At 57.8% G+C, this 25909-nt stretch carries 27 protein-coding genes, 1 tRNA gene and 1 pseudogene; 9 read left to right on the top strand and 20 right to left on the bottom strand.

From position 1 onward, the window contains the following. Positions 1 to 262 (bottom strand): annotated as a pseudogene (locus tag ACEN2J_RS00005) (hypothetical protein); the annotation flags it as partial. Between ACEN2J_RS00005 and ACEN2J_RS00010 the strand changes: the two are divergent. After that, the gene (locus ACEN2J_RS00010) at positions 261 to 662 is read left to right on the top strand and encodes a carboxymuconolactone decarboxylase family protein (RefSeq protein WP_442102230.1); all 402 of its coding nucleotides are present in this window, start codon (positions 261 to 263) and stop codon (positions 660 to 662) included. The pseudogene ACEN2J_RS00005 and the gene ACEN2J_RS00010 sit on opposite strands and share 2 nt — an antisense overlap. A gap of 707 nt (positions 663 to 1369) precedes the next feature. On the opposite strand, the gene ACEN2J_RS00015 is transcribed toward ACEN2J_RS00010, so the two are convergent. Further along, entirely contained in the window at positions 1370 to 1597 is a 228-nt protein-coding gene (locus tag ACEN2J_RS00015) for a sulfurtransferase TusA family protein (RefSeq protein WP_442102232.1), read from the bottom strand. Positions 1598 to 1779: 182 nt separating this feature from the next. On the opposite strand from ACEN2J_RS00015, the gene ACEN2J_RS00020 reads away from it, so the two are divergent. From ACEN2J_RS00020 to ACEN2J_RS00030, 3 genes are all read left to right on the top strand, one after another. After that, positions 1780 to 3465 (top strand): NAD(P)H-dependent oxidoreductase subunit E, encoded by a 1686-nt coding sequence (locus tag ACEN2J_RS00020; protein ID WP_442102234.1) that lies wholly within the window; start codon positions 1780 to 1782, stop codon positions 3463 to 3465. Then, positions 3465 to 6221, top strand: a complete 2757-nt coding sequence (gene fdhF / locus ACEN2J_RS00025; RefSeq protein WP_442102236.1) for a formate dehydrogenase subunit alpha — start codon at positions 3465 to 3467, stop codon at positions 6219 to 6221. The genes ACEN2J_RS00020 and fdhF overlap by 1 nt, the downstream gene beginning before the upstream one ends. A 217-nt stretch (positions 6222 to 6438) precedes the next feature. Next, a complete protein-coding gene (locus tag ACEN2J_RS00030; RefSeq protein ID WP_442102238.1) occupies positions 6439 to 7143 on the top strand; it encodes a Crp/Fnr family transcriptional regulator in 705 nt (234 codons plus the stop codon). Positions 7144 to 7153: 10 nt separating this feature from the next. Here ACEN2J_RS00030 and ACEN2J_RS00035 read toward each other — a convergent pair whose 3' ends face one another. Then, positions 7154 to 8593, bottom strand: coding sequence for an aminotransferase class V-fold PLP-dependent enzyme (locus tag ACEN2J_RS00035; RefSeq protein ID WP_442102240.1), 1440 nt, complete (start codon positions 8591 to 8593; stop codon positions 7154 to 7156). Positions 8594 to 8698: 105 nt separating this feature from the next. On the opposite strand from ACEN2J_RS00035, the gene ACEN2J_RS00040 reads away from it, so the two are divergent. Continuing rightward, complete coding sequence (locus ACEN2J_RS00040) at positions 8699 to 9163, top strand: Lrp/AsnC family transcriptional regulator (RefSeq protein ID WP_442102242.1); 465 nt, start codon at positions 8699 to 8701, stop codon at positions 9161 to 9163. Here the strand turns inward: ACEN2J_RS00040 and ACEN2J_RS00045 are convergent. Beyond that, positions 9160 to 9882 carry a heparan-alpha-glucosaminide N-acetyltransferase gene (locus ACEN2J_RS00045; protein WP_442102243.1) on the bottom strand — a complete coding sequence of 241 codons (723 nt, stop codon included), beginning with the start codon at positions 9880 to 9882 and terminating at the stop codon, positions 9160 to 9162. The two genes, ACEN2J_RS00040 and ACEN2J_RS00045, sit on opposite strands and share 4 nt — an antisense overlap. Before the next feature lie 141 nt (positions 9883 to 10023). Here ACEN2J_RS00045 and ACEN2J_RS00050 point away from each other — a divergent pair, with 141 nt between their 5' ends. Then, positions 10024 to 11019, top strand: coding sequence for an aldose epimerase family protein (locus tag ACEN2J_RS00050; protein ID WP_442102245.1), 996 nt, complete (start codon positions 10024 to 10026; stop codon positions 11017 to 11019). A 4-nt stretch (positions 11020 to 11023) separates the two neighbouring features. Here ACEN2J_RS00050 and ACEN2J_RS00055 read toward each other — a convergent pair whose 3' ends face one another. The 10 genes from ACEN2J_RS00055 to ACEN2J_RS00100 form a co-directional block, all read right to left on the bottom strand. Next, positions 11024 to 11935, bottom strand: a complete 912-nt coding sequence (locus tag ACEN2J_RS00055; protein ID WP_442102247.1) for a F0F1 ATP synthase subunit gamma — start codon at positions 11933 to 11935, stop codon at positions 11024 to 11026. Beyond that, positions 11919 to 13445, bottom strand: a complete 1527-nt coding sequence (locus ACEN2J_RS00060) for a F0F1 ATP synthase subunit alpha (RefSeq protein ID WP_442102249.1) — start codon at positions 13443 to 13445, stop codon at positions 11919 to 11921. The genes ACEN2J_RS00055 and ACEN2J_RS00060 overlap by 17 nt, the downstream gene beginning before the upstream one ends. Further along, the gene (locus ACEN2J_RS00065; protein WP_442102250.1) at positions 13442 to 14221 is read right to left on the bottom strand and encodes a F0F1 ATP synthase subunit B family protein; all 780 of its coding nucleotides are present in this window, start codon (positions 14219 to 14221) and stop codon (positions 13442 to 13444) included. Before ACEN2J_RS00065 ends, ACEN2J_RS00060 begins: the two co-directional genes overlap by 4 nt. Before the next feature lie 3 nt (positions 14222 to 14224). Continuing rightward, positions 14225 to 14524 (bottom strand): F0F1 ATP synthase subunit C, encoded by a 300-nt coding sequence (locus tag ACEN2J_RS00070; protein WP_442102252.1) that lies wholly within the window; start codon positions 14522 to 14524, stop codon positions 14225 to 14227. Continuing rightward, positions 14521 to 15204 carry a F0F1 ATP synthase subunit A gene (locus ACEN2J_RS00075; RefSeq protein WP_442102254.1) on the bottom strand — a complete coding sequence of 228 codons (684 nt, stop codon included), beginning with the start codon at positions 15202 to 15204 and terminating at the stop codon, positions 14521 to 14523. The genes ACEN2J_RS00070 and ACEN2J_RS00075 overlap by 4 nt, the downstream gene beginning before the upstream one ends. After that, positions 15201 to 15500: an ATP synthase subunit I gene (locus ACEN2J_RS00080; protein ID WP_442102255.1), complete on the bottom strand. Its 300-nt coding sequence runs from the start codon at positions 15498 to 15500 to the stop codon at positions 15201 to 15203. Before ACEN2J_RS00080 ends, ACEN2J_RS00075 begins: the two co-directional genes overlap by 4 nt. Beyond that, positions 15497 to 15784, bottom strand: a complete 288-nt coding sequence (locus ACEN2J_RS00085; RefSeq protein ID WP_442102256.1) for an AtpZ/AtpI family protein — start codon at positions 15782 to 15784, stop codon at positions 15497 to 15499. Before ACEN2J_RS00085 ends, ACEN2J_RS00080 begins: the two co-directional genes overlap by 4 nt. Continuing rightward, positions 15781 to 16191, bottom strand: a complete 411-nt coding sequence (locus ACEN2J_RS00090) for an ATPase (RefSeq protein WP_442102258.1) — start codon at positions 16189 to 16191, stop codon at positions 15781 to 15783. Before ACEN2J_RS00090 ends, ACEN2J_RS00085 begins: the two co-directional genes overlap by 4 nt. Continuing rightward, a complete protein-coding gene (gene atpD, locus ACEN2J_RS00095) occupies positions 16188 to 17582 on the bottom strand; it encodes a F0F1 ATP synthase subunit beta (protein ID WP_442102260.1) in 1395 nt (464 codons plus the stop codon). Before atpD ends, ACEN2J_RS00090 begins: the two co-directional genes overlap by 4 nt. Positions 17583 to 17954: 372 nt before the next feature. After that, positions 17955 to 18030: transfer RNA gene (locus ACEN2J_RS00100), tRNA-Lys, on the bottom strand. A gap of 94 nt (positions 18031 to 18124) precedes the next feature. Between ACEN2J_RS00100 and dapF the strand changes: the two genes are divergently transcribed. Then, positions 18125 to 18982: a diaminopimelate epimerase gene (dapF, locus tag ACEN2J_RS00105; RefSeq protein ID WP_442102262.1), complete on the top strand. Its 858-nt coding sequence runs from the start codon at positions 18125 to 18127 to the stop codon at positions 18980 to 18982. Continuing rightward, complete coding sequence (gene mtaB / locus ACEN2J_RS00110) at positions 18979 to 20232, top strand: tRNA (N(6)-L-threonylcarbamoyladenosine(37)-C(2))-methylthiotransferase MtaB (protein WP_442102264.1); 1254 nt, start codon at positions 18979 to 18981, stop codon at positions 20230 to 20232. Before dapF ends, mtaB begins: the two co-directional genes overlap by 4 nt. Before the next feature lie 137 nt (positions 20233 to 20369). On the opposite strand, the gene ACEN2J_RS00115 is transcribed toward mtaB, so the two are convergent. Further along, on the bottom strand, positions 20370 to 21401 hold the full coding sequence (locus ACEN2J_RS00115) for a LacI family DNA-binding transcriptional regulator (protein WP_442102265.1): 1032 nt from the start codon (positions 21399 to 21401) through the stop codon (positions 20370 to 20372). A gap of 79 nt (positions 21402 to 21480) precedes the next feature. Continuing rightward, positions 21481 to 22296, bottom strand: a complete 816-nt coding sequence (locus tag ACEN2J_RS00120) for a TIGR00730 family Rossman fold protein (protein ID WP_442102267.1) — start codon at positions 22294 to 22296, stop codon at positions 21481 to 21483. A gap of 96 nt (positions 22297 to 22392) precedes the next feature. Between ACEN2J_RS00120 and dapD the strand changes: the two genes are divergently transcribed. Beyond that, the gene (gene dapD / locus ACEN2J_RS00125; protein ID WP_442102269.1) at positions 22393 to 23217 is read left to right on the top strand and encodes a 2,3,4,5-tetrahydropyridine-2,6-dicarboxylate N-succinyltransferase; all 825 of its coding nucleotides are present in this window, start codon (positions 22393 to 22395) and stop codon (positions 23215 to 23217) included. Positions 23218 to 23498: 281 nt separating this feature from the next. On the opposite strand, the gene ACEN2J_RS00130 is transcribed toward dapD, so the two are convergent. The 4 genes from ACEN2J_RS00130 to flgG are packed head-to-tail and all read right to left on the bottom strand — an operon-like array spanning position 23499 to position 25900. Continuing rightward, on the bottom strand, positions 23499 to 23954 hold the full coding sequence (locus tag ACEN2J_RS00130; RefSeq protein ID WP_442102270.1) for a flagellar basal body-associated protein FliL: 456 nt from the start codon (positions 23952 to 23954) through the stop codon (positions 23499 to 23501). Between the two features lie 5 nt (positions 23955 to 23959). Continuing rightward, positions 23960 to 24679, bottom strand: coding sequence for a flagellar basal body L-ring protein FlgH (gene flgH, locus ACEN2J_RS00135; protein WP_442102272.1), 720 nt, complete (start codon positions 24677 to 24679; stop codon positions 23960 to 23962). 13 nt (positions 24680 to 24692) lie between these two features. After that, positions 24693 to 25073 (bottom strand): flagellar basal body P-ring formation chaperone FlgA, encoded by a 381-nt coding sequence (flgA, locus tag ACEN2J_RS00140; protein WP_442102273.1) that lies wholly within the window; start codon positions 25071 to 25073, stop codon positions 24693 to 24695. 41 nt (positions 25074 to 25114) lie between these two features. Beyond that, a complete protein-coding gene (gene flgG, locus ACEN2J_RS00145; protein ID WP_442102274.1) occupies positions 25115 to 25900 on the bottom strand; it encodes a flagellar basal-body rod protein FlgG in 786 nt (261 codons plus the stop codon). Positions 25901 to 25909: the final 9 nt, after the last annotated feature.

Raw genomic sequence — 25909 nt, forward strand, 5'->3', positions numbered from 1 at the left:
ACGGAATTGAAGCCACAACCCCAGACCAGATCGCCGCATGACCGACAAGCCTCAAACACCAGATTTGACAATAACTCTCAGGGAAATGCTGCGCTATGCACGATTGCGCGATAATGGCGCGCAGACCGGGCCCGAGCGCCGCACATTGCTTGAGGCGCATCGTGAAACGGTCCGCAACAAAGTCGCTGCATTGCAAACCTGCCTTCTCGTCCTTGACACCAAAATCGACAGCTACGTCGAAGCAGAGAAAAGGACGCACCATGACGACAGAATACCTGACAGCCAGCACCGAGACACGGCTGGAACGCGGAAAACGTGCACTGGCTGAAATCGACGGCCAAGCCGGTCAAAATGTGATCGATGCCTTGGCCGGAATTGCCCCGGATTTCGCAACCTACCTGTTCGAGTTTCCGTTCGGGGATATCTATTCGCGACCGGGGCTTTCGCTTCGGGATCGCGAGATTGCAACCATTGCGGCCTTGACTGCCATGGGCACAGCTGCGCCGCAGCTGAAGGTCCACATAGAGGCGGGCCTGAATGTCGGGCTGTCACAAGAGGAAATCACTGAAATCCTGATGCAGATGGCCGTTTATGCGGGTTTTCCGGCAGCGCTGAACGGCCTGTTCGCGGCCAAAGAGGTGTTTGCAAACCGAGAGGCCTGAAGAAGGGAGAGGCATTCTATGAAACATTAAACGCAGGCAAAAAAGCTGCGTAACATTTGAACAAATACCCTTCCAGAAAACTCGGGGCGCATGCTGGATCAGCGGTGCAAGATCAAGGCTACGGATTTCACGCGGTAAAGCGCCGACAAGGACTGTCCGGGCAGATGATCACTCAAATGGCGCGGTTCGCAAGGTCGTCCAGTGAAGGGCCTAGTCATCCATGTACTTCAAATTGTGCAACAAAGCTTGCTCAGGCATAAAATGACCGCAAACCGTTCGGCACACACGTAGCGCCGGATGTGGCCACTGCGCGCCGTTAACCGCGCGGTGGCCTTTTTTCACGTCACCTTAGTGGTGATGGCGTCAGTGACCGTGCGACAACACAACGCCGAGGACTGCGACGGCCGCCACTGCAACCAAGATTTCAACTCCCGGTCCGCGCGGCGCGCCTGCCTGCGGCCCTTGCGGAGAAACAGCGACGGGCTGGTTTGGGACGGGCATTGGTTGGGCTTGTGCAGCTAATGGCGCCGAAAGTGCGGCAATAGTGGCCAATGCAGTCAATGATTTTCGAAACATTTTCGATCTCCGATGTTAGAATGCTCGTGAGACATACTACGCCGCTACATTCAAATTCCGTCGCGTGTCCTACCACATGCAAAACAACAGCACCGCAAAGGCCCCGCCTGTTTGGTGCCCCACACAAACGCCTAAGTGCGGCGGATCAAGTAAAATTGCGCCGTCCCGATTTCGCCCGCTTCCACCAACACATGGCCCGATTCGGCGCAAAAATGCGGAATATCAATCACGGCTGCCGGATCTGTCGCCAAAACGCGCAAGATTGTTCCGGCCTGCATGGCCTTAAGACGCTTGCGCGCCTTTAGCACTGGCAGCGGGCAAAGCAGCCCCTGCGCATCAAGTTCATCATCCCAGTTCATGCCGTTTTCCTTAGGTTAAATGCCGCAGTCTGTCCATTGCATTACAGGCCAAGGTGACAGAACATAGCCTTTGGCACGGCGCAGGCTGCGCGACACCCTGCTGCAAGACTGACCTAACTGATCGACCAATCCCACCGCGGCAAGAGCCGCCGCGTATAGACCTAGACACAAAGGACATGGCAATGGCACCGGCCCCGCAAGACGGCATTTGGAAATCGGGTAAAGGCAAAGGCCGCCATGCCACCAAGGGCCGCCAGCTGGACGATGCAGCGTGGGATCAGGTCAAAGCCCTGCTGGCTGACCGGCCGCGCCGCAGGGATTTGCTGATTGAATTCCTGCACTTGATCCAAGATGAATATGGCCAGCTTTCTGCCGCTCACCTACGCGCCTTGGCCGAAGAAATGCGCCTTTCCATGGCCGAAGTGTGGGAAGTCGCCACGTTCTACGCCCATTTCGACCCCGTGCGCGAAGGCGAGGCGTCGCCGCCCGACCTGACCATCCGCGTCTGTGACAGCCTGTCGTGCGAATTGGCAGGGTCCGAGGCGTTGTTTGAGGCGCTGACCAAAGGCCACGATCCTGCCCGCGTGCGCGTGTTACGCGCGCCTTGTATGGGCCGCTGTGATACCGCGCCGACGGTGGAAATTGGTCACAACCACGTTGACCACGCCACACCGGAAAAAATCGAAGCCGCCATCAGCGCGGGCGATTTTCACCCCAAAATTCCGCTCTATGAACCCCTCGCGGCCTATCAACACGCAGGCGGTTACAAAAAACTGGCCGCCCTGCGCGACGGCGGCAGTTGGGAAGCTGTCCAAGATCTCGTCATGGCCTCGGGGCTGCGGGGCCTCGGAGGTGCGGGCTTTCCCTCGGGCAAGAAATGGGGCTTTGTGCGCGCCAATGCTGGCCCGCGCTATCTGGCGGTGAACGGGGATGAGGGCGAGCCCGGCACGTTCAAAGACCGCCACTACCTTGAACGCACGCCGCATCTGTTTTTGGAAGGCATGCTGATCGCCGCTTGGGCGGTTGAGGCGGAAAAATGCTTTATCTACATGCGCGACGAATACCCCGCCGTGCTGCATATTTTGGCGCATGAAATCGCCGCTTTGGAACAGGCGGGCCTTGTAAAGCCGGGGTATATCGATTTGCGGCGTGGTGCCGGTGCTTATATCTGCGGCGAAGAATCCGCGATGATCGAAAGCATTGAGGGCAAGCGCGGCATCCCGCGCCACCGCCCGCCTTTCGTGGCCCAAGTCGGTATTTTTGGCCGCCCGACCCTTGTGCATAACGTCGAAACCCTGAAATGGGTGGCGCGGATCGTGCGCGAAGGCCCCGAGGTTTTAAGCGACACCACCCATAATGGCCGCACCGGCCTGCGCTCTTATTCCGTGTCTGGGCGTGTGGCAAAACCGGGTGTTTACTTGCTGCCCGCAGGGTCGACGATCACCGATGTCATCAAGGCCGCGGGTGGCATGACTGCGGGTCATACGTTCAAAGCGTTCCAGCCGGGCGGGCCGTCTTCGGGGCTTTTGCCTGCCTCGATGCACGATGTCCCGCTGGATTTTGACACGCTGCAAGCACATGGCACCTTTATCGGCTCTGCTGCCGTGGTGGTGCTGGGCCATAAAGACCGCGCGCGGGATGCTGCGCTGAATATGTTAAAATTCTTTGAATCAGAGTCCTGCGGCCAATGTACGCCTTGCCGTGTTGGCTGTGAAAAGGCCGTGAAGCTGATGCAGGCCGACCACTGGGACCAAGCGCTGCTGACCGAGCTGTCAGCCGTAATGCTTGATGCCTCGATCTGCGGCCTCGGGCAAGCTGCGCCCAATCCGATCAAGCTGGTGATGAAACATTTCGCGGAGGAAATCTGATGTCGGTTACATTCACCCTCGACGGCCGCGAAGTCACCGCCGATGCAGGCCAAACAATTTGGGACGTCGCCAACGGGCGCGGCCTGATCATCCCGCATCTGTGCCACAAACCGGCCCCCGGCTATCGCCCCGACGGCAACTGCCGCGCCTGCGTGGTTGAGGTTGAGGGCGAGCGCGTGCTTGCCGCGTCCTGCATCCGTGAACCTGTGGCAGGCATGGTTGTGCATACCCAATCTGCGCGCGCATTAGCGGCCCGCAAAATGGTTGTGGAAATGCTGGCGACAGATTTGCCCGAGGTGACGCATGACGCCTCATCCCACATGGCCGATATGGTGGCTGCCACGGGTGCAACCGCAGGCCGCTTGCCAAAGCTGGAAAAGCCTCGCATCCCGCTGCTCGATGACAGCCATGTCGCGATGCGCGTCAACCTGGATGCTTGTATTTCCTGCGGCCTGTGCGTCCGCGCCTGCCGTGAGGTGCAGGTGAATGACGTGATCGGGATGTCGGGGCGCGGCCAAGGCAGCTATCCCACATTCGATATGGCCGACCCGATGGGCGACAGTACCTGTGTGGCCTGCGGTGAATGCGTGCAGGCCTGCCCCACCGGTGCGCTGATGCCCGCAACCGTGCTGGACGATCAGCAACGCGGTGATAGCAAGGATTTTGACACGGAAGTGAAATCCATCTGTCCGTTCTGCGGCGTTGGTTGCCAAGTTTCCCTCAAGGTCAAAGATGGCAAGGTAAAGTTTGTCGAAGGCATCAACGGCCCCGCGAATGAGGGGCGTTTGTGCGTAAAGGGCCGCTTTGGCTATGACTACATCCACCACCCCCACCGCCTGACCAAGCCGCTGATCCGCCAGCCGAACATGGCAAAGGGCCTGAACGTCGACCCCGGCAATCTGATGACCCATTTCCGTGAGGCCTCATGGGATGAGGCGCTGGATTTCGCGGCAGGCGGCATGGCACGCTTGCGTGATTCCGATGGTGGCCGCGCGATAGCGGGTTTTGGCTCGGCCAAATGTTCCAATGAGGAAGCCTATCTATTTCAAAAGCTGATCCGCCAAGCCTTCCGGCACAATAACGTCGATCACTGCACGCGCTTGTGCCACGCATCCTCGGTTGCAGCGCTGATGGAAAACGTTGGCTCGGGTGCTGTGACGGCCACATTTAACGAGATTGAAAATGCCGACGTGGCGATCGTGATCGGGGCCAACCCGACCGAGAACCACCCCGTTGCGGCGACCTTTTTCAAGCAGTTCACCAAACGCGGCGGCAAGCTGATTATTATGGACCCGCGCGGTACAGCGATGAAGCGCCACGCCGCCCATATGCTGCAATTTCGCCCCGGCACAGATGTGTCGATGCTGAATGCAATCATGCATGTGATTGTTGAAGAAAAACTTTACGACCAACAGTATATCGCGGCCTACACTGAAAACTGGGAGGCGGAAAAAGCCCATCTCGCAGACTTTTCGCCCGAAAAGATGGAAGGCATCTGTGGCATCCCCGCGCAGACCCTGCGTGAGGTGGCCCGCACCTTTGCCACCGCCAAAGCCGCGATGATTTTCTGGGGCATGGGCGTGTCGCAACACATTCACGGCACCGACAATTCCCGCTGCCTGATCTCGCTTGCGCTGATGACGGGCCAGATTGGCCGGCCCGGTGCCGGCCTTCACCCGCTGCGCGGCCAAAACAACGTGCAGGGCGCATCCGATGCGGGGCTGATCCCGATGTTCCTGCCCGATTACCAGACGGTGACCAGCGACAATATCCGCAACGCCTTTACCGAGGTTTGGGGCTCGGATGATTTCAGCGCTGAAGCAGGTATGACGGTTACGGAAATTTTGGATGCGGTCCACGAAGGCCAGGTCAAAAGCATGTATATCCTCGGCGAAAACCCGGCGATGTCAGACCCCGATGTGACCCACGCGCGTGAGGCGCTGGCAAAACTGGAACACCTTGTGGTGCAGGATATTTTCCTAACCGAAACAGCCAATTACGCCGATGTCATCCTGCCCGCCGCCGCTTTTTATGAAAAATCCGGCACCGTCACCAACACCAACCGTCAGGTGCAAATGGGCCGCCCTGCGGTAAAGCCTCCGGGAGAGGCGCGTGAAGATTGGGCGATCACAACCGAGCTGGCAAACCGGCTGGGATTGTGCTGGACCTATACCCACCCATCCCAAATCTTTGCCGAGATGAAGCTGAACATGGCGTCGCTGAACAACATCAGCTGGGACAGGTTAGAGGCCGAGAACTGCGTCACCTACCCGAGCCTGTCGGAAACCGACCCCGGCCAATCGATCGTGTTTGCCGATGGCTTTCCCCGTGCGAATGGCCGCGCCAAATTCACCCCCGCCAGCGTCGTCGCACCGGACGAGGTGCCCGATACCGAATACCCGATGATCCTGACAACGGGCCGGCAATTGGAACATTGGCACACCGGATCAATGACGCGCCGGTCAAAGGTGTTGGACGCGGTAGAGCCTGAGGCAAATTGCTCTCTGCACCCCAAAACCCTGCGTGCGTTGGGCGTTGAACCGGGGGGCAATATTCGCCTGTCAACGCGGCGCGGCAGCATTGTCATCATGGCCCGCGCCGACCGTGCCGTGGCCGAGGATATGGTCTTTTTGCCCTTTGCCTATGTCGAGGCGGCGGCGAATATTCTGACCAACCCAGCCATAGACCCCTACGGTAAAATCCCCGAGTTCAAATTCTCGGCGGTTAGGGTCGAAAAGACCGAGGTTATGGCCTAACCCGCAGTTGGTGTTTCGGCGCGCTGTCTGACAAAAGCTGTTCTTTCCTAATCAACTTGGCCCGATCAACTTGGGCTGGGAACACATAGGCAAATGCGGGCAACTATCCACTTTGATTTTCACAAACCACTCGATCGGTTGAAATCGTCACAAACCACTTTCCCCAACCGGGCGGCCAAGCTAGATTGCCCCAAGGTAAGGGAACCTTAACGCAGCCATGGCAAACCAACCAACCAACCAACCATTTTGGCGTTCATTCCGGTTGTTTGAAGCGCTGGATGACCCTGTTCTGACAAAGATTGCCAATGCGGCCCAACGCCGCCACTGGCCCAGCGGCACAACGCTGTTTCAACGTGGCGACACCGGTGATTATCTGGTCGCGCTGGCCTCGGGGAGAATTCGTTTAGCGGTTGGGTCGGCGCAAGGCAAAGAACTTGTCCTGCGCCACGCCGAGGCCGGTGATATCTTTGGCGAGCTGTCGCTTTTTGACGGCGCCCCCCGCTCGGCCGAGGCCGTTGCTGTGATTGACAGTGCCGGATTTGTGCTGCCCAAAAGTGATTACGACGCAATCACGCTGCAAGAACCTTCGCTTTGCAGTGCTGTCACCCATTACCTGTGCCGGATGTTGCGCGACACCACCGGACAACTTGAAAGCCTCGCGCTCTATACACTTGAGGCGCGGGTGGCGCGGTTTTTGCTGTTTACCCTGCGCCAAATTCATGGCGATGACTTGCCACCAAATCCGCTTTTGCTGCTGGAAATCAACCAGTCCGACATCGCGGCGGTGTTGGGAGCCAGTCGGCCAAAGGTAAACCGCGCACTACAATCCTTGCGCGATGCGGGTATTATCCAAAAATCAGGCGATGCCATGGAATGCAATGTCGCCCTGCTGCACAGCATCGCAGACCCAAGGCTCGGCTAATCATACGTCCTTAGGCCGCTGGCCGAAACCGTGCTGTCGCCGCTTCGCAACAATAGGCGTCGGCCATCGGATAGGGATTGCGGGCCAAGGCATCGACCGCCGCGATCACCCGATCCGCCTTGGCATCATCCATCAGCACGGACAGGTTCAACCGCGTCCATCCCGGTTTTTCCATCTCTTCACCGCGCAAAATCGCTGCACGGATAGCGTCGGATTCGGCGGCACTTATTCCCAGCAAGCGATGTGCATAAGGCCCCGCGCAGGCACAGCCACCCCGCGCCTGAATACCGTAAACATCTGACAGCAAACGGGTAAAAAGTTGATGATGCAAATAGCCACCTTTTGCCGCATCGCGCACACGAAAGGAAAAGATCGGCAAGGCCTGCGCATCTGTATTGCCCATCAGCACAATATTCGGGTTGTCGCGCCAAACCCGCAAGGCCCGCGCGCGCAAGGCGCCGTGCCGCGCATCCATTCGCGCCTGCCCAATCGCGGCCTTGACCATAAACACCAATGCGGCCCGAATATCACCTATCACATTCGGCGTACCCGCCTCTTCGCGCGTTGTAATATCGCTGCTATAATCATGCGCGGTAGGCGAGACAAACTTGACCGTCCCGCCGCCCGGCTGAAACATCCGGCGCGAACACACCGCCGCTTTGCGCACGATCATCACACCCGAAGTCCCCGGCCCACCGACAAACTTATGCGCCGAGACCACGACCGCATCCTTTTCGGCATCGGTCCCGGCCCGCATATCAATCGGCAAATAGGGTCCTGCACCGGCATAGTCCCATACCGCCAACGCGCCGTGGCTTTTCAGCATCTGCGTCACGGCATCAGCGTCGGTCACGATGCCCGTCACGTTCGACGCCGCCGAAAAAGCCCCCACAATGCGCCGACCGCGCGCGGCAACCAGTGCCGCCTCCAGCGCGTCCATATCGGGGCCACCGGTTGCCGCCTCGGCAATCTCGATCACCTCGGCACCGCTTTCGCGCCATGGCAGGATGTTGGAATGATGCTCATACGGGCCCAGTAAAACCAGCGGGCTTTCACCAAGCGTCACGGCCTCAGACACGCCCAGCAGATGCACCAAACGGTTCAACCCCGCAGTCGCGCCTGCCCCTGCAAAGACCATGGCAAACCCATCATCCGCGCCGCATTCTGCCGCGATGATCGCCCGCGCCTCGCGCCGCATCCGCGTCATCATCCCCCCGCAATAGGAGGCCTCGGTGTGGCTATTGGCATAGAACGGCAGCACCTTTTCCATCACAAAAGTCTCAACCTGCCGCAGCGCGCGCCCCGAGGCAACATAATCGGCATAGAGCAGCGTTTGCACCCCGAACGGGCTGTCAAACTCGGCACCTTCGCCAATAACACCGCCGCGCAATTGGGCAATCACATCGGGGGTGGCAAGGCTGGCGGCAAAATCTTCTAGCGCAGAGGGCATCGGCTGTCTCCTAAATCAGGCATCCCCGATCATACCGTCAATCAAACGGGGTAAACTTCACCTTTTTATATTGAATTTAGGTATAATACTGGGTCAAATGATCGCATGAAACCTAATTCCTTAGATCAAATTGACCGCACCATCCTCCGCGCGCTTCAGCGTGATGCCGCGCAATCGCAACGCGAATTGGCCGAAACGGTGGGCTTGTCGCAAAATGCCTGCTGGCGGCGGCTGAAAATTCTGCAAGATAGCGGGCTGATTGCGGGCCAAACCTTGCGGCTGAACGCGCCGCAAATCGGGCTGGGGCTGACCGTGTTTGTCATGGTGCGCACCCGCCATCACAGCCGCGACTGGCTGGCCGTGTTTCGCCGCGAGGTGATGAACATCCCGCATGTCATTGATTTTTACCGCATCGCAGGCGACTACGATTATATGCTGAAAATCGTGGCCGAGGATATGAACGCTTTTGACCAAATCTATCAGCGCCTGACTGCCAAGGTCGAGTTGGAAACCGTTACCTCCTACATCACGATGGAAGCCATCGCCGATGCGCGCGACCTGCCGGTTTAACGCAGCCAAAAATAGACGTTGAACAGCCCGATAATAACCGGTTGATGCGCAAGGTAAATTACCAATGAATGCCGCCCCGGCCAAGTAACTCGCGCCATCAGCGGTGAGGCCTGCCCGCGCGCCAACGGGCCGCGCAGCAGCATAAACTGCGCCGCTGCCATACCAAGCAAAAACGCGCCAAACCATGGGAACATCGGTTCATAATCCATGGTTTGCGGAAAGCCGGGCGCCAGACCAACCCACAGCAACCACGGCGCCTGAAAGGCCATGTCGCGGTACAGCTGCGGAACCGCCAAAATCACCACCGCCACCAGCAGCGTAACGGCCCAAGGCAGGCGCAAAAACGCCAGCCCTAGCAATGAGGCCAGCGCGATCGAATGCAGAATGCCAAAGAAAATAAACTGCTGGGGCATCGCATAATAGGTGGCCACAGTGATCAGCGCCGCGCAACCGACCAAAACGCCAAAACGCCGGCCGAAAGCGCGCCAATTCACGCCGCGATGATGCGATAAATACAGGCTAAACCCTGCCAGCGCCAGAAAGCTGCCCGCAATGCTGCGGGCAAAAATGGCCCAAAATCCGGTGACAGGTGTGTTTGCGTCGACAAACCCGAACATGCCTAAATCAAAGGTAAAATGGTAAATCACCATCCCGATCACAGCGATTGCCCGCGCCACATCCAGCCATAAAATCCGCGCTTTTGGTGTTTGCTGTTCCACGATCCCGCGCCCCTACCTGATGCGGCAGCCATACCCCAACCGTTAGCGAAAGCCGACCCGAAAAATGCAATCCATCTTGCCAATTCGCCGCCACAGCGTCACCATCGCGGCCAAGTTCACTTAGGTCACAAAGGCAGTCACATGGCGCAAATTATTCCCTTCGGTCAGCTTGCCGATGGCCGCACGGTTCATCAAATCACGTTGCAGGGCGGTGGCTTGACCGCCCAAGTGCTGACCTATGGCACGGTGGTGCGTGATTTACGGCTTGAGGGGCACACCACACCGCTGGTCCTCGGGTTTGAAACATTTGCGCCATATATTGACCATCCTGGCTATTTCGGCGCCACCGTTGGGCCCTGCGCCAATCGCATCGGCCAAGGTCGCTTTATGCTGAATGGTCAAACCTATCAGTTGGAAGTCAACAATGCCCCGAACCACCTGCACGGTGGCAGCAACGGCATTTCGCGCCAAATCTGGACGATAGCCGAACATACGGATAGCAGCGCCACGTTTACCCTTGCCTCCCATGCCAAAGACACCGGCTACCCCGGCACACTGACGATTAGCCTTACACTGTCCCTCCTAGACGGTGGCGTGATGGATTTCGAAATGCAGGCCACCACCGACGCGCCTACGCTCTGCAGTCTTGCGCATCACAGTTACTTTAACCTTAACGGCGGCGATATTCGCACACATTCCTTGCAAATTGACGCCGACCACTACCTGCCGACCGATGCTGACCTTACCTCGACCGGCGAGGTCGCCAAGACCGCTGGCACCCCGTTCGATCTGCACAGTGCCAAACCTTTGGCCGAGGTTTGCAGCGTGGTGGCGATTGATACAAACGTCTGCTTGTCACACGCGCCGCAGCCGCTGCGCAAAGTTGCTGTTTTGGCAACAGATGCGCTTGCGCTTCAGGTCAACACGGATCAACCGGGCCTACAAATCTATGATACTGCACGGGTTGATGTGCCTGTTGCGGGGCTTGGCGGCAGAACCTACGGCCCCTATTGCGGCTTTGCGCTAGAGCCGCAGCTTTGGCCCAACGCCATCAATAACCCCGATTGGGCGCAACCGGTGCTGAACCCCAATGAGACCTATCGCCAGCACACGCAATACGTTTTTTCCAAAACCTAAGGCGTCAATCTTGGGCGGCAGGCACATCAGCTTTCTGCCGCCGCTTATCCTTTTTCAGCGCCTCAAACCCGATAATCACGTCCAATAACTCGGTCGTGATCTCGGCTTGCCGTAAGGCGCGGGTATCGGATTGCAGCGTGTCCAGCCTGTCATCTACCGATTGCTCGGCCTGCTGCATCAGCGCAAGGCGCGCCGCGTTTTCCGTCACCAAAGCCTCGGCTGCGGCGCGAAACAGGCTTGCAAACAAATGACCACGGATCAGCGCCATAAACAGATCATCCGGCGGCATAAAAACCTGCGGCAAACTGCGCGAGGCCCAAGGTTTGGCCTGAAGATCGGCAATGAGGGCTGGATCAAGCGGTAACAGCGCCACGGTTTTCGGCGCCTGCATCCCGCCCTCATCCCGCGCGAAATAAGCAAGCGACACAGACAGATCTTGCGGCTGACTGTCGCGCCGCATCACGTCCAACTTGCGCGTTAACAGGTTGGCAAGCCGACCAATCCCATCAACGGACGCGGGCGGAAAGAACGCCTTACTGACGTCAAGCCTTTGATCGGACAGCGCATCTTCCATCTGCGCACCAACACATAGAACGGTGACAGCATGCGCCGCCTTGATGTCTTGGGCCACATGCGCGGCCAACGCCTCATTATAATTGCCGCACAGACCATGGTCTGAACCAAACACAACCATCACCCGCTGCGCGTCTTTGGCACGCACCGGGATTGGCCCCGACTGCGATAAAAACGCGTGCAGCCCGTCCAGCACTGTGGCGTGATAGGCCTCTATCGCGCGGGCAGCATGATCGTAAGGTGCGGCATTAATGACCGACAGCGTTTTCATCGTGTGAACAACGCTGCGGATGCCCTTCATGCTAGTGCTGCGCCGCGCCAGCGTTTCAAGCGTTTGCGCCATTGCCTGCCTCCAGCGCTTTGCGGGCCTTTTCCCCGATCGCAGCCATCTGCGCGCGGGCGGCATCGGCAAGCGGTTCATTTTGCGCAATCTGTTTGGCGATATCGGCCAGATCGCGGGCGGCGGCCCTAATGCCAGCCATCACGGCAAAGGTATCAGCCTCGCTTAGCCCGTCAAACTGGCCCTCCATCGCGGCGATCAAAACGGTCAGCTGTTCAATCGCTGAAATCGGGTCGCGCTCGGCTTGGCGCAGGGATGCGCGCACCGCTGCCCCCCGTGTTAGCCGCGCACGTGTAGCATCATCCAGCCTTGTGCCGAAACGGGCAAAATCCTCTAGTTCTTCGAACTGTGACAGGGTTACCCGCAGGTTACCCGCCACCGACCGGAACGCGCGGTGCTGCGCCTTGCCGCCCACCCGCGACACCGAGACCCCCAAATCAACCGCCGGAAACTGGTTCTTGCGCACAAGTCGCGGTGACAGGTAAATCTGCCCATCTGTAATAGAAATCAGGTTGGTCGGAATATAGGCCGACAGGTTTTCGGCCTGCGTCTCTACTATCGGCAAAACGGTAATAGAGCCGCCCCCCACCGTATCGGCAAACTGGCCCGCACGTTCCAGCAGACGCGCGTGGATATAGAAAATATCGCCGGGAAACGCCTCGCGCCCCGGTGGGCGGCGCAGCAGCAGCGACAGCTCTCGGTAGGACCGCGCGTGGTGGGTCAGGTCATCCAGCACCACCAACACATCGCGCCCTTGTGCCGCAAAATGCTCGGCCATCGTCAGCGCGGCATAGGGTGCCACATAGGCCAGCCCAGCCGCCCCCTCATCCCCCGCCGACATGATGATCGTGCGGGCTGTCATGCCGCCATCGTGCACCGCACCAATCACCTTGGCGACCGCATCGCCGCGCTGGCCGATGGCGCAATAGATACAAATGACATCGGTAGATTTCTGGTTCAAAATCGCATCCACGACGAGTGAGGTTTTACCCGTTTGCCTGTCGCCAATCACCAGTTGCCGCTGGCCCAAACCCACTGGCACAGCTGCGTCAACCGTCTTGATCCCTGTGGCCAAGGGCCGCGTAATCGCTTTGCGGTCAAGGATTTTCGGCGCTTCGGCCTCAACCGGTCGCATCGCTTCGGGATTGATCACGCCCAGGCCATCCAGCGGGTCGCCCAGCGCGTCAACAACCCGCCCAAGCAGCGCCGCACCCACCTTGGTACTGACCACCTTTTGCGTCCGCATCACGGACTCGCCCACGGCCACACGGTCGGACGCGCCCAGCAGCACAACCCCCAACCGCCCCGGCTCTAGGTCCAACACAATGCCCTGCACGCCGCTTTCAAAGCTCAGCAGCTCATCCGATAGCGCGCGCTCAAGGCCGGTTATAATGGCGATCCCATCGGCGATCTCGGCCACTTGCCCGATCTCGCTCAGGCTTGGTGCAGGGGCGGGGCTGTCCATCAGCACCCTTAGCATTCCGTCAACCCTTTGATCTGTTTCACCGCTCATTTGGGTTGCGCTTTCTGGTCCATGCCACTGACAGATTGAGTGGTGGCAAGTTGATCGGCAACCAAGGCGTCAAGCCCGTCGATATAGCTGTCAACAGTCCACGCGACCTGCGCGCCGCCCATGCGCAACATCAAACCGGGGGCCTGTGCCGCATCGGTTTCAAACCGCAACTGGACATCAGGAAATTGCGCCTGCAAAGCCGTCATCACAGCAGATTGTGCGGCGGGTAGCATCGGGTCATGGCTGGTCAAAACTGCAGTTTTCGCCTGCCCGACAGCCCGCCCCAAATCGGCAATCATCGGCTGTATCTGCTGCATCAAATGCTGCGCCATACGCGCCTCTAGCGTCTGATCTGCAAGGTCGGTCAGCGCCTTGCGCGTCACCTGCAACACGGCCGAGGCTCCTGCACTATGCAGGCTGGCGGCAAATTTACGCGCCTCATCGGCCTGATGGGCTTGCCAATTCGTATGCTCTTGCTCCATCCGCAACTGCGCATCGGCCAGCAAGGCATCGCGCTGCGCCTCGGCAGCCTTGCGCACGGTTTCTTCCATCTCGGATTGAGCCGCGTTCAGCGCCCGCATCTTTTCCTCAAACGCGGCCTCAACGGCTTCGGCCTTGGCTTTGGCCGCCACGGCGCTGTCCATGCGGGTGGCGATCTCGGCCTCACGCGCATCGATGCCGTCCAGAATAGGCCGGTATAAAAACCGCTTTAACAGCCAGACGAGCACCAAAAAGTTGGCGATTTGGGCCGCAACGGTGATCCAGTCGATTGACATGGCCTAGTTGCCCGTTGCCGTAACCGTCGTTGTGGCCGCCTCAAGTGCCGCAGTCCAAAACGGGTTGGCAAAGATCAGGATCATCGCGACCACAAAGCAATAAATCGCCGTAGACTCGATCATCGCAAGGCTAACGAACAGGGTGCGCGAAATGGTTGATGCCGCATCCGGCTGCTGCGCGATCGCGGTAAGTGCGGTCGAGGCCGCGCGCCCTTCGCCCAAGGCAGGCCCGATGGCACCAAAGGCAACCGTTAGCCCGGCTGTGAAAATGGAAATAGCGGCGATAAGGCCAAGGTCGGTCATAGCGTGTCCTTTTCAGGTTTGGGGGCGATGGCGCTGGAAATGTAAACCGTCGCCAAAATCGCGAAAATATAGGCTTGGATCAGGCCGGTCAGCAGCCCCAGTACATCCATCACCACAGGAAAGAAAAACGGCGCAACCCCCAGCAAAATGGCGGCAATAACGGCCCCGCTCATGATGTTACCATAAAGGCGGATCGCCAGCGAAATACCGCGCGAAAATTCGGAAATGATGTTGAAGGGCAGCATGATAAACGACGGCTCTAGATAGGTTTTCAGATAGCCACCCACCCCGCGACTGGCCACGCCAAACATGGGCACCGCGATCAGCACCGAAATCGCCAGCGCCGTGGTGGTAGATAGCGACGAGGTTGGCGGCTCGAACCCCGGTATAACCAGCAGCAGGTTCGAAATGGCCACGAACAAAAACAGCGTGCCCGCGTAATAGAGCAAGTGGCGCGACGGACCTTCGGTGATTTCCGCAATCTGGCCCTGAATACCTTGGACAATCACCTCAAGCATCGTGCGCCAGCGGTTCGGCGGCACATCGGGGCGCAGGTTGCGGGTGATCAGCATCGACAAAACGGTCAGCAACGCCATAACAACCCATGTGAAAAAGATCGTCGCGTTGATGGGAATGCCCCAAACGGTGAACATGATGATCGTGTCGGGTGAGAGCGTCATTGCGCACCCCCTGCGGCTGGGCCAATGCGCATATAGGTGGTTGCGACAAACCGTGCCGCCACAAAGACCACGCCATAGCCCAGACCCGCCCACGGCCCGCCCAGCGCAACCACCGCCCAGCCAACCGCCAGCAGCACAGCAATCCGTAATGCCGCACTGATGGCCAGAACCTTAACCGTTGCGGCGCTGCGCAAGGCCAACCGCATACCTAGCGCCAAGCCCGCAAAGAATGCCCCGCTGACAACGCCGCCAATTCCTGCGCCGATCATCACGGCTGTCCAATCTATCGCAATCATTTGCCGCCGCCTTCCTTATTTATCCACTGCGCCGCTAAAACTGCCCCCACCACTACGCCGCCCAGGATCAAAGCTATGGTCCAAGAAAAGCCTTGCGGGGCTACGCGATCCAGCCAGTGGCCCAAGAACGCGCCGCCCACAGTTGGCACGACAATCGACCAGCCAACCGCGCCAAACATCCCTATCCCGCGCAACGGGCTTGGGCCGGGGTTATCACGCTTTGCCTGCATCCGCTCAGCGTGGCGGCCAATGTCTTCGCTTGGCTTATCAGGTTTGGGCGTCACGACTGCGGCCTTTTCAATTCGGCAAAGCGGCGGACCATATCCGCCTCTAGCCGCGATAGGGCCGACCGCGCCTGACGTTCCTCTTCATCCATCTGGATAAACCGCGCCGCGACCATGGTCGTTAGGCTGCCAAGGTCATCGCCACGCACCCCGCGCAGCGCGGCAATGCTGACCGAATGGCCCTTTTTAACCAGCGTCCCTTCATCGATGCCAAAAAATGCCTCGCCCCCGTCGACCAACTGCAAGGTCATCACAGACGGCACAAGGGCGGTGACAAAATCCACATGATTCGGCAAAATCCCGAACGCCCCGTTTGGCGCAACGGCCGTTAGCCGCGTGGCCTTGCCGTCAAACAAAGTGCTGGTTGGCAGGCGTAAGGTGACCGTCATCTCCGATGCCATGCTCATGACGCGGCCTTTAGGTCAGACAGCCCGCCGATCATATAATAGGCGCTTTCCGGCAAATCGAATTGCGTCTGCGCAAGGATGGTTTCGCAGCCGTCCAATGTGTCGGCAATTGGCACCATCTTACCCTTTACCCCGCTAAAAGAGCCTGTGGTCACAAAGGGTTGCGTCAAAAACCGCTCTAGCCGCCGCGCCCGTGCCACTGTTGCACGGTCTGCGGATGACAACTCATCCAGCCCCAGCATGGCGATGATGTCGCGCAGCTCTTCATATTCAGCCAAGGTACGGCGCACGGCGCGGGCAATGTCGTAATGCCGCTGGCCGACAACTGAAGGCGTCAACATCACCGAGGCCGAGGCAAGCGGGTCCACCGCCGGATAAAGCCCCTCGCTTGCGCGTTTGCGCGACAGCACAACCGAGGCCGACAAATGCGAGAAGATATGCGCCGCCGCAGGGTCGGTGAAATCATCAGCTGGCACATAGACCGCTTGGATAGACGTAATCGCCCCACGCTTGGTTGACGTAATCCGTTCTTCTAACCCCGCCAGTTCGGTGGCCAAGGTCGGTTGATACCCCACGCGGCTGGGCATCCGCCCCATCAGGCCAGACACCTCAGACCCCGCCTGCACAAAGCGGAAAATATTGTCGATCAGCAACAACACATCCTGCCCTTTGTCATCGCGAAAATACTCGGCCATTGTCAGCGCCGTATTGCCCACCAAAAACCGCACGCCGGGCGCCTCATTCATCTGGCCGAACAGCATCACGGTTTTATCGCGTACACCGGCCTCGCCCATCTCGCGGTACAGCTCCTCAGCCTCGCGCGAACGTTCGCCAATGCCGCAAAACAGGCTGACGCCTTTATGGTGCTGCACGGTGTTGTTGATCAGCTCGGTAATCAGCACGGTTTTACCGACACCCGCGCCGCCAAACAGGCCCGTTTTGCCGCCGCGCTCAATGGGCGACAGCAGGTCAATGGCCTTGATCCCCGTTTCAAGGATTTGCGAATGCAGCACACGGTCGCTTAGCTTGGGCGGTGCGCGGTGAATGGACCGCCGTTCAACTGCCACCGGCGCAGGGCGGCCATCAATCGGCGCGCCGAACACATCCAGCATCCGGCCCAGAACGCTGTCACCCACGGGCACCTTAATAGGCCCACCCGTAGCCGTAACGACCATGCCCAGCCCCAGCCCGCGCACCGGCGCCAAGGCCATCGCACGCACCATGCCATGCCCGATCAGGCCCGACACCTCAAGCGCGACCTTTCCCACATACAGCAGATCATGAATGCGCGGCACCACGCCGTCGAACGCCACGTCAACCACACCACCACGAATAGCAGCGATGCGGCCATCCGTGTCTATGTCTTGCTCAGGCTGGGATTGCGCGGTCATTTCCACCTCTAAACATTTCAGGATTATGAAACCCTGCCTAGCCCAGCAGTATACCGATACTGTCATCTTTTAGTTGATAGAGATCAACCGCCCCAATTCTTTCAACACTCTATAAGGTTGGTGGGCGTGTCACAAAGACGGTCGCAATCACCCAACGCGTTCAACAGTCACCTTGCGCGATGTATCGTCAACAACGCCGCCAAAGTCGAAACTCTGATATCAGTTTCATTGTTCTGGACGTGAACAAAATGATTCTATCATAGTCGACAGTTGCATCAAAAAGCACAGATGACCAAGGATGCAAAGAGAAGTAACGGTGGGCACCATTTTATTCTGCCTTCTTGGCTACGCCATTGAAGCACAAAGATAAAATGGTGAGCCGGTCGGGATCCGAACCCGAGACCTACTGATTAAAAGTCAGTTGCTCTACCAGCTGAGCTACCGGCCCACGTTGGGTGCTAACTAGAAACTCTAGCGCGGAGGGTCAAGCGCTAAAAAGCATTATTTGCGACTCTCTAGCAAAAACTTTTGCGGGGGCGTATATGCGCAGGATGAAACAGAACACATCCTCTCGCGGCCTCGCCTTTCTAAAAATGCACGGGCTGGGCAATGATTTCGTCGTAATCGACTCGCGCGGGCGCCCCATTGGCCTCGGCGGGGTCGTCACGCCTGCGCTTGCCCGCGCACTTGGCGATCGCAATCGCGGCGTGGGCTTTGACCAGCTCGCCGAGATCCGCGATGCCGACGGGGCTGACTTTACCTTGGATTTCTGGAACTCCGATGGCAGCCGCGCGGGCGCTTGCGGCAATGCAACACGCTGCGTTTCAGATTTGGTGATGCGCCAAACCGGACAAGATGGCGTTAGCCTGTTCACCACGCGCGGCAGCCTGTCGGCGCGGCGGCAGAACGGCATGGTCTCGGTCAATATGGGGCATCCGCAACGCGACTGGGCCGATATTCCGCTGTCACACGCGGTTGACCCGCTGCACCTGCCACTGGACGGCGATCCGGCGGCAATTGGCATGGGCAATCCCCATTGCATCTTCTTTGTGCCTGATGCAGAGGCGGTGGCGCTCACCACGCTTGGCCCACAGTTTGAAACCGACACCTTGTTTCCGCAAAAAACCAATGTTGAATTTGCATCTATTGTTGCCCCCGACCACCTGCGCATGCGCGTGTGGGAACGTGGTGCAGGCGTTACACTGGCCTGCGGCTCGGGTGCCTGTGCTGTGGCCGTGGCGGCGCATCTGCGTGGCCTGACGGGGCGCAAAGTGCGGCTTGATGTTGATGGCGGCACCTTGGAAATCGACTGGCGCGATGATGGCGTCTGGATGACGGGGCCGGTGGCCTATGTGTTCGACGGCGTCCTGTCACCCGAATTTCTGGCGGCAAATAAATGACAGCCCCCATTTTCTCTACCCTCGGCTGCCGGTTGAACGCCTATGAAACCGAAGCCATGAAAGAATTGGCCGCGTCGGCGGGCCTGTCTGGCGCAGTTGTGGTCAACACCTGTGCCGTCACGGCCGAGGCGGTGCGCAAGGCCAAGCAAGAGATTCGCAAACTTGCCCGCGAAAACCCCGGCGCAGCAGTCATCGTCACAGGATGCGCGGCTCAAACCGAACCCGAAACCTTTGCCGCCATGCCCGAAGTGACGCGCGTTATCGGCAACACCGAAAAGATGCAGCCCGAGACCTGGGCCACCCTGCGCGCGCCCGACCTTATCGGAGATACCGAAAAGGTCATGGTCGATGACATCATGTCAGTACGCGAAACGGCGGGCCACCTGATCGACGGCTTTGGCCGCCACCGCGCCTATGTGCAGGTACAAAACGGCTGCGACCACCGATGCACGTTTTGCATCATCCCCTACGGGCGCGGAAATTCCCGCTCGGTCCCCGCTGGCGTCGTGATTGAACAGATCAAGCGTCTGGTAGATAAGGGTTTTTCCGAGATCGTCCTAACCGGCGTCGATCTTACCTCTTGGGGCGCAGACCTGCCCGCAACCCCGCGTCTTGGCGATCTGGTTATGCGCATCTTGCGTCTGATTCCCGACCTCGCTCGGCTGCGCATCAGCTCGATCGACTCGATCGAGGCCGATGAAAACCTGATGCAGGCCATCGCCACAGAACCCCGCCTTATGCCGCATCTGCACCTGAGCCTTCAGGCCGGTGATGACATGATTCTGAAACGCATGAAACGCCGCCACCTGCGCGACGACGCGATTGCATTTTGCGAAGAAGCCCGCAAACTTCGCCCTGACATGATCTTTGGCGCTGATATCATCGCAGGTTTCCCGACCGAGACCGAAGAAATGTTCGCAAATTCGCTAAAATTGGTCACAGATTGCGATCTGACTTTCCTGCACGTCTTCCCTTACAGCGCCCGTAAGGGTACGCCCGCTGCCCGCATGCCCGCCGTAAAGGGCCCCGAGGTTAAATCCCGTGCTGCACGTCTGCGCGCTATGGGCGATGCGGCGCTACAACACCACCTTGCCGCCCAAATCGGCAAAACGCACCACATTCTAATGGAAAGCCCCCGCATGGGCCGCACCGAACAGTTCACCGAGGTTCAATTCGCCACCGATTATCCCGAAGGCCAAATCATCACGGCCCAGATCACAGGCGCCTCAGCCACAACCCTTCTGGCTTGAGCCCCACCATCTGTTTCAAAATATCCTCGGGGGGGAACGGTTTTGGCCCTGCCAAAACTGTGTCGGGGGGCAAACAGCCCCCCGCTTGCGCCGGCGGCAGGCCTTAACGTCGGCCAAATCTTAACGTCGGCCAAATCTTAACGTCGAATTGTATCACCCAAATCTATGGTCGGTGACAGCTCTACCCTCTCACCACCCACCAAACCACCGGGATGCAGCCCTGCAATAATCTCGGCTGCTGTCCGGCCAATTTCCAAACGGCAGGCATCCATCGTGGCCAAACGCCGCGGCAAACCGTCCAGCAGCTCTACCCCGTTAAACCCTGCAAGGCCCAGCGCATTTGGCACGTCGATGCCTTTCTCAAGGCAATAGAGCAACCCACCCGCGCCAATCATGTCATTGGAATAATAAAGGAAATCCAAATCAGGGCTGCGCGCCAAAATAGCTTCTGTCATCTCGCGGCCTTTTAACAAAGCCGAGCCACCAGAATAAAACTCGCGGTCGACAAGGCTGATACCGGCATCCGCAAGGCCTTCCTCTAGCCCCTCCAACCGCTTTTTCGCGCGGTGATCATAAGGCATCATCGTTCCCAAAAACCCGATTTTTTTATAACCCGCAGCCAAAATCGCCTCGGCCATCTTCCGCCCAGCGCGGCGGTGCGAAATGCCGACGACCGAATCCACAGGCTCGCCATCTACATCCATAATTTCGACAATCGGAATGCCCGCGTTACCCAACATGGCACGCGCCGCATCAGAATGTTCTAGCCCCGCCAGAATAACCCCAGAGGGCCGCCATGACAGCATCTCATACAACACCGATTCTTCGCGCTCGGGCAAATAATGTGTAACGCCAACAACCGGTTGCAGGCCAGTATCTTCCAGAACGGCACTAATTCCAGTCATCACTTCGGGATAAACCATGTTCGACAAAGATGGGATAATCACCGCGACAAGGTTTACGCGCTGGCTCGCCAATGCGCCCGCAATTTTATTGGGTACGTAGCCCAACTGCCGCGCCGCTGCCAAAACCCGTTCGCGCGTGGCAGCCGACACATCACCCCGGCTGCGCAGCACACGGCTGACGGTCATTTCCGATACGCCAGAGGCTTCGGAAACATCGCGAAGGGTTAGCGGGCGGCGAATGTCAGGACGGGTTGGATGTGTCACCGGCGAATGGCCTTTTCAGTTGATAATAGGAACTGTGTTACCGCCATAGCGCAGCATTGTCCAAGCCTGAGTGCCCCCATTACGTCGGCCACCCGTCAATAACCGCAACCGCCTCCTCGGCGGTTTCAACAAACCGAAACAGCTTTAAATCATTCGCCGAGATCGTACCAGCATCGGCCAGAGCCTCCCAATTGATGATCTTTTCCCAAAATTCCTTGCCAAACAACAGGAATGGCACGGCTTTCATCCGCCCCGTCTGAATTAAGGTCAGGGTCTCAAACATCTCATCCAGCGTACCAAAACCACCCGGAAACACACAGATCGCCGCCGCACGCATCAGGAAATGCATTTTGCGGATCGCGAAATAGTGGAAATTAAAGCTCAGATCCGGCGTGACATATTCATTCGGCGCCTGTTCATGCGGCAGCACGATGTTCAGACCGATGCTTTGGCCCCCTGCCTCATCCGCGCCACGGTTGCCCGCCTCCATCACACCAGGCCCGCCCCCCGTCACGATCACATTCTCACGGCCATAGGCGGCCATCGACCGTTCGGTCATAATGTAGGCAAATTTCTGCGCTTCGGTGTAATATTTTGACAGATCGGCCAGCGTTTTCGTGCCCGCCTTGTCTTTATGCGCCGGGTCAGGGATGCGCGCACCGCCAAACAGCACGATCGTGCTTTCGATCCCACGTTCGTCCATCACCAGCTGCGGCTTTAGCAATTCAAGCTGCAAGCGAACCGGCCGCAACTCTTCACGACACATGAAATCATTGTCGTTGAACGCAAGCCGATACGCGGGTGCCCGTGTTTGCGGCGTATCCGGAATGTGACGCGCAGCCTGCACATCTTGTTGGCTGTCACGAAACGGGTGTTTGCGGCTGTCGTCTTTCATAGTGTTTCCTTGGTCTGGCCGTGGTCTGCAATTGCGTGACGTGTTCCCAACGTCTATAGGCTTGGGGCAAGCCTGACCACCGCAAAGGAATATGACATGAGCAATGCCGCCCTTGAGACCGCGATCGAAGCCGCATGGGAAGCGCGCGACACCATCACCCCCGCCACCAAAGGCGAGGCCCGTGATGCGATTGAAGCAACTTTGACCGCGCTGGATAGCGGTACGTTGCGGGTTGCCGAAAAACGCGGGGCGGATTGGCATGTGAACCAATGGGCCAAAAAGGCCGTGCTGCTGTCATTCCGTTTGACCGATATGTATGAGATTTCGGGCTCCAACGGTGGCACGAATTGGTGGGACAAAGTGCCATCGAAATTCCAAGGCTGGACCGAGGCTGATTGGCGCATCGCTGGCTTTCGTGCCGTACCGGGGTCAATCGTGCGGCGGTCGGCGTTTATCGGCAAGGGCGTGGTTTTGATGCCGTCTTTCGTGAATATCGGCGCGTATGTGGATGAAGGCTCGATGGTTGACGGCTGGGCCACAGTTGGCTCCTGCGCCCAAATCGGCAAAAACGTGCATCTTTCGGGCGGCGTCGGCATTGGCGGTGTTTTGGAACCGATGCAAGCCGGCCCGACAATTATCGAAGATAACTGCTTTATCGGCGCACGGTCCGAGGTTGTTGAAGGCTGTATTGTCCGTGAAGGCTCGGTTTTGGGGATGGGCGTATTTATCGGCCAATCCACCAAGATCGTTGACCGCGAAACCGGTGCAGTGATGTATGGCGAAGTGCCCGCCGGGTCGGTTGTCGTCGCAGGGTCGATGCCGTCCAAAAAAGGTATAAACCTGTACTGCGCCGTGATTGTGAAAAAGGTGGATGCCAAGACACTCTCCAAAACCTCGATCAACGAGTTGCTGCGCGACTAGACGCCAGGCCCGCTAATATGCTTGATACAGTCGGCCAGCACGATCCAGCCCTCACTCTTTGGGGATAAAACTGTGCTGGCCAAGCCCCAAAGGCGCGGCTTTGAATGCCCCCACTAAAGTGGCCCCCCATCGGGATAGATTGTTTCTGATATCATGAGCAGCATGATAGGGCAGGAAAGACAGACAAACCCAATGCTCCGCAAGTTACTGCTCCTAGTCTGGGAGGCAGATCAGAATTGCCGCGAATGACGGAACGGGCAAAGAATGCGACCCCAATGCATTTAGCTATCTTGCCGTGATATGTCAGAGATTAGCACATCCCTAACGTCGTTCCCTATAATTTTTTGGGATACTTCTAAAAGAGCTTTCCTCAAAAATACCAAGTTTGCACCCTCTGTAAACACACCATTGAATCCACCAGCATTCGCGTGATCAAACATCACTTGCAGCATGGCGTCGCGCAATTTCGGTTCTCGTGCATAAATGCTTTCGGTGGTGCCGATAGTCACCTCAAGGCTAAGGGACATTATGACCATAGATGTCACGCGCCCATGTTCGACAACGGGTACGACAAACTGGTTGTTTAACTTCAAAAACTCCGTGAGAATTGGCGCCTCAACAGCTTCGGCAACTTCCGCATCAGAGCGCTCAGCTGTCGGCCTTAAGGATATGCCGCCGCCAACGCCCACTGCGAGGCCCAAAACCACAAGTATAATCGGGAGAAATATTGCTTTCATGGCTATCAGAACGGCAATATGGTTTCGGCGATTTGTTGGCCGTATCGCGGCTGCTGCACATCAGATATCTGACCACGGCCACCGTATGATATGCGCGCGCCCGCAATCCGATCATATGTGATTTCATTCTGCCGCGAAATATCCGCCGGCCGAACGTAGCCCGTTACGATCAATTCTCTAAGCTCAAAATTCACTCGAACCTCCTGTTGTCCTTCAATACGCAAAACGCCATTCGGCAACTCTTCGACAACGGTTGCAGCAACCCGCAGCGTTAACTTCTCGTTTCGTTTCACAGAACCTTGGCCTGCAAACGCTGAATCAGACGACGTAGACACAGCATCATCCATGCTAGCCCCGTCAGGCAATTTTTCGTTCAGCCGTTGAGGAATACCAAACAAAGACGGGACTGCCATCGACTGTGATCCACTCCGGCTTCTGCCGGATGAATTGGAAATTTCTGCCTTGTCATCAATCTCAATTACAACAGTTAATATATCCCCACTTTGTCCGGCGCGCCGGTCGCCAAACAAAGAGCCGCTTTTCGCAGTCCAAAGCGAGGACGCTTCTGTAGGGCCTGACGGTTCCGCGAATTCAGGCATTGCTGTCGTATACATCGCATGGTGTTGGTAGCTGCCCTCGACCGGCGAAAAAGAGGGTTCTTTTCCTACCTCGCTCAGCTTTGAACAGCCCGGTACACATAGCAAAGCTAACATCAAAATTCGCATTAATTCCTATCCTCTAAGGGGTGGGCCCTACATATACCGAGCCGTCTTTAGCCAACTGCCCCACAACTGTTTTACGAGATGACAAATTCATAACACCGATCACATCGCCCATGCTGCCGCGACCAAGAGCCCGCCCTTCGGTGGTTATTCCCAAACCGCCGAGGCTATAAATCAAAGTTACAATCTGGTTTCTCTCCACCACTGCAGGTGGGCCAACATCCGCGCTCCGAATTGGGCGCCCTGGGTACAGCGTCACCCTCGCCTCCAATCCAATTGCATCGGCTGGGGCAACCAAGGCGCCGGGAATAGTGGCTGCAATCACCGTAACATCAGCCACCGAAAGCAGCGTCTTTGCACGAATGACGCGCGTCGCGGTCAGACTGTCAGCCGCCATTGGAGTTGCCCAAATCATTAACGCTGCAATAACCCTAAGCATCAGCGCAACTGCGTCGTTGCTGACAACATTTGATCAGCCGCGGTGATGACCTTGGCGTTCAACTCATAACCTCTCTGCGCCTTGATCAGCTCGGTAACTTCTCTTACCGCATCAACCGAGCTTTCCTCGAGATACCCTTGGCGTAGAGTGCCTAAACCATCTTGACTTGCCGTTCCCTGCAAAGGGGGCCCCGAAGCCGGAGACTCTAAGAAAAGGTTTGAGCCCATCGCCTCCAAACCCTTGTCATTTGTGAAACCCGTCAGCGAAAACTGCCCCAACAATTGCGGTTGCACCTGATTATTGAAATAGGCGTAAACTTCGCCGTCAGCATTGATCGATACGCTGGTCGCGTCAGAGGGAATTGTGATGCCTGGATTTACTTGGTACCCTTCGGCGTTAACGATCAGCCCATCACCTGTACGTTTCAACCCGCCATCCCGCGTATAGGCTGTTGCACCCGAAGGTAGCGTCACCTCAAGATACCCCTTCCCTTCAATTGCGACATCAAGATCCCCCCCGGTTGCCGACAGTGATCCTTGGGCAAGAACAATCGAAACCGAAGACGCCCGAACACCAAGACCTAACTGCACCCCTGTTGGCAGCATGGCCCCATTTTGGGCAGATATTGTACCCGGTCGCGCAAGCTGTTGATAATGAAGGTCGGCGAACTCGGCGCGGCGCGTATTGTAGCCAGTCGTCGACATGTTCGCGAGGTTGTTAGACACAACGTCTACCCGCATTTGCTGGGCTGCCATACCACTCGCTGCGATTTGCAATGCTTTCATCTTATTCTC

The organism is Pseudorhodobacter sp. W20_MBD10_FR17 (assembly GCF_052119765.1).
Lineage (GTDB): Bacteria > Pseudomonadota > Alphaproteobacteria > Rhodobacterales > Rhodobacteraceae > Pseudorhodobacter.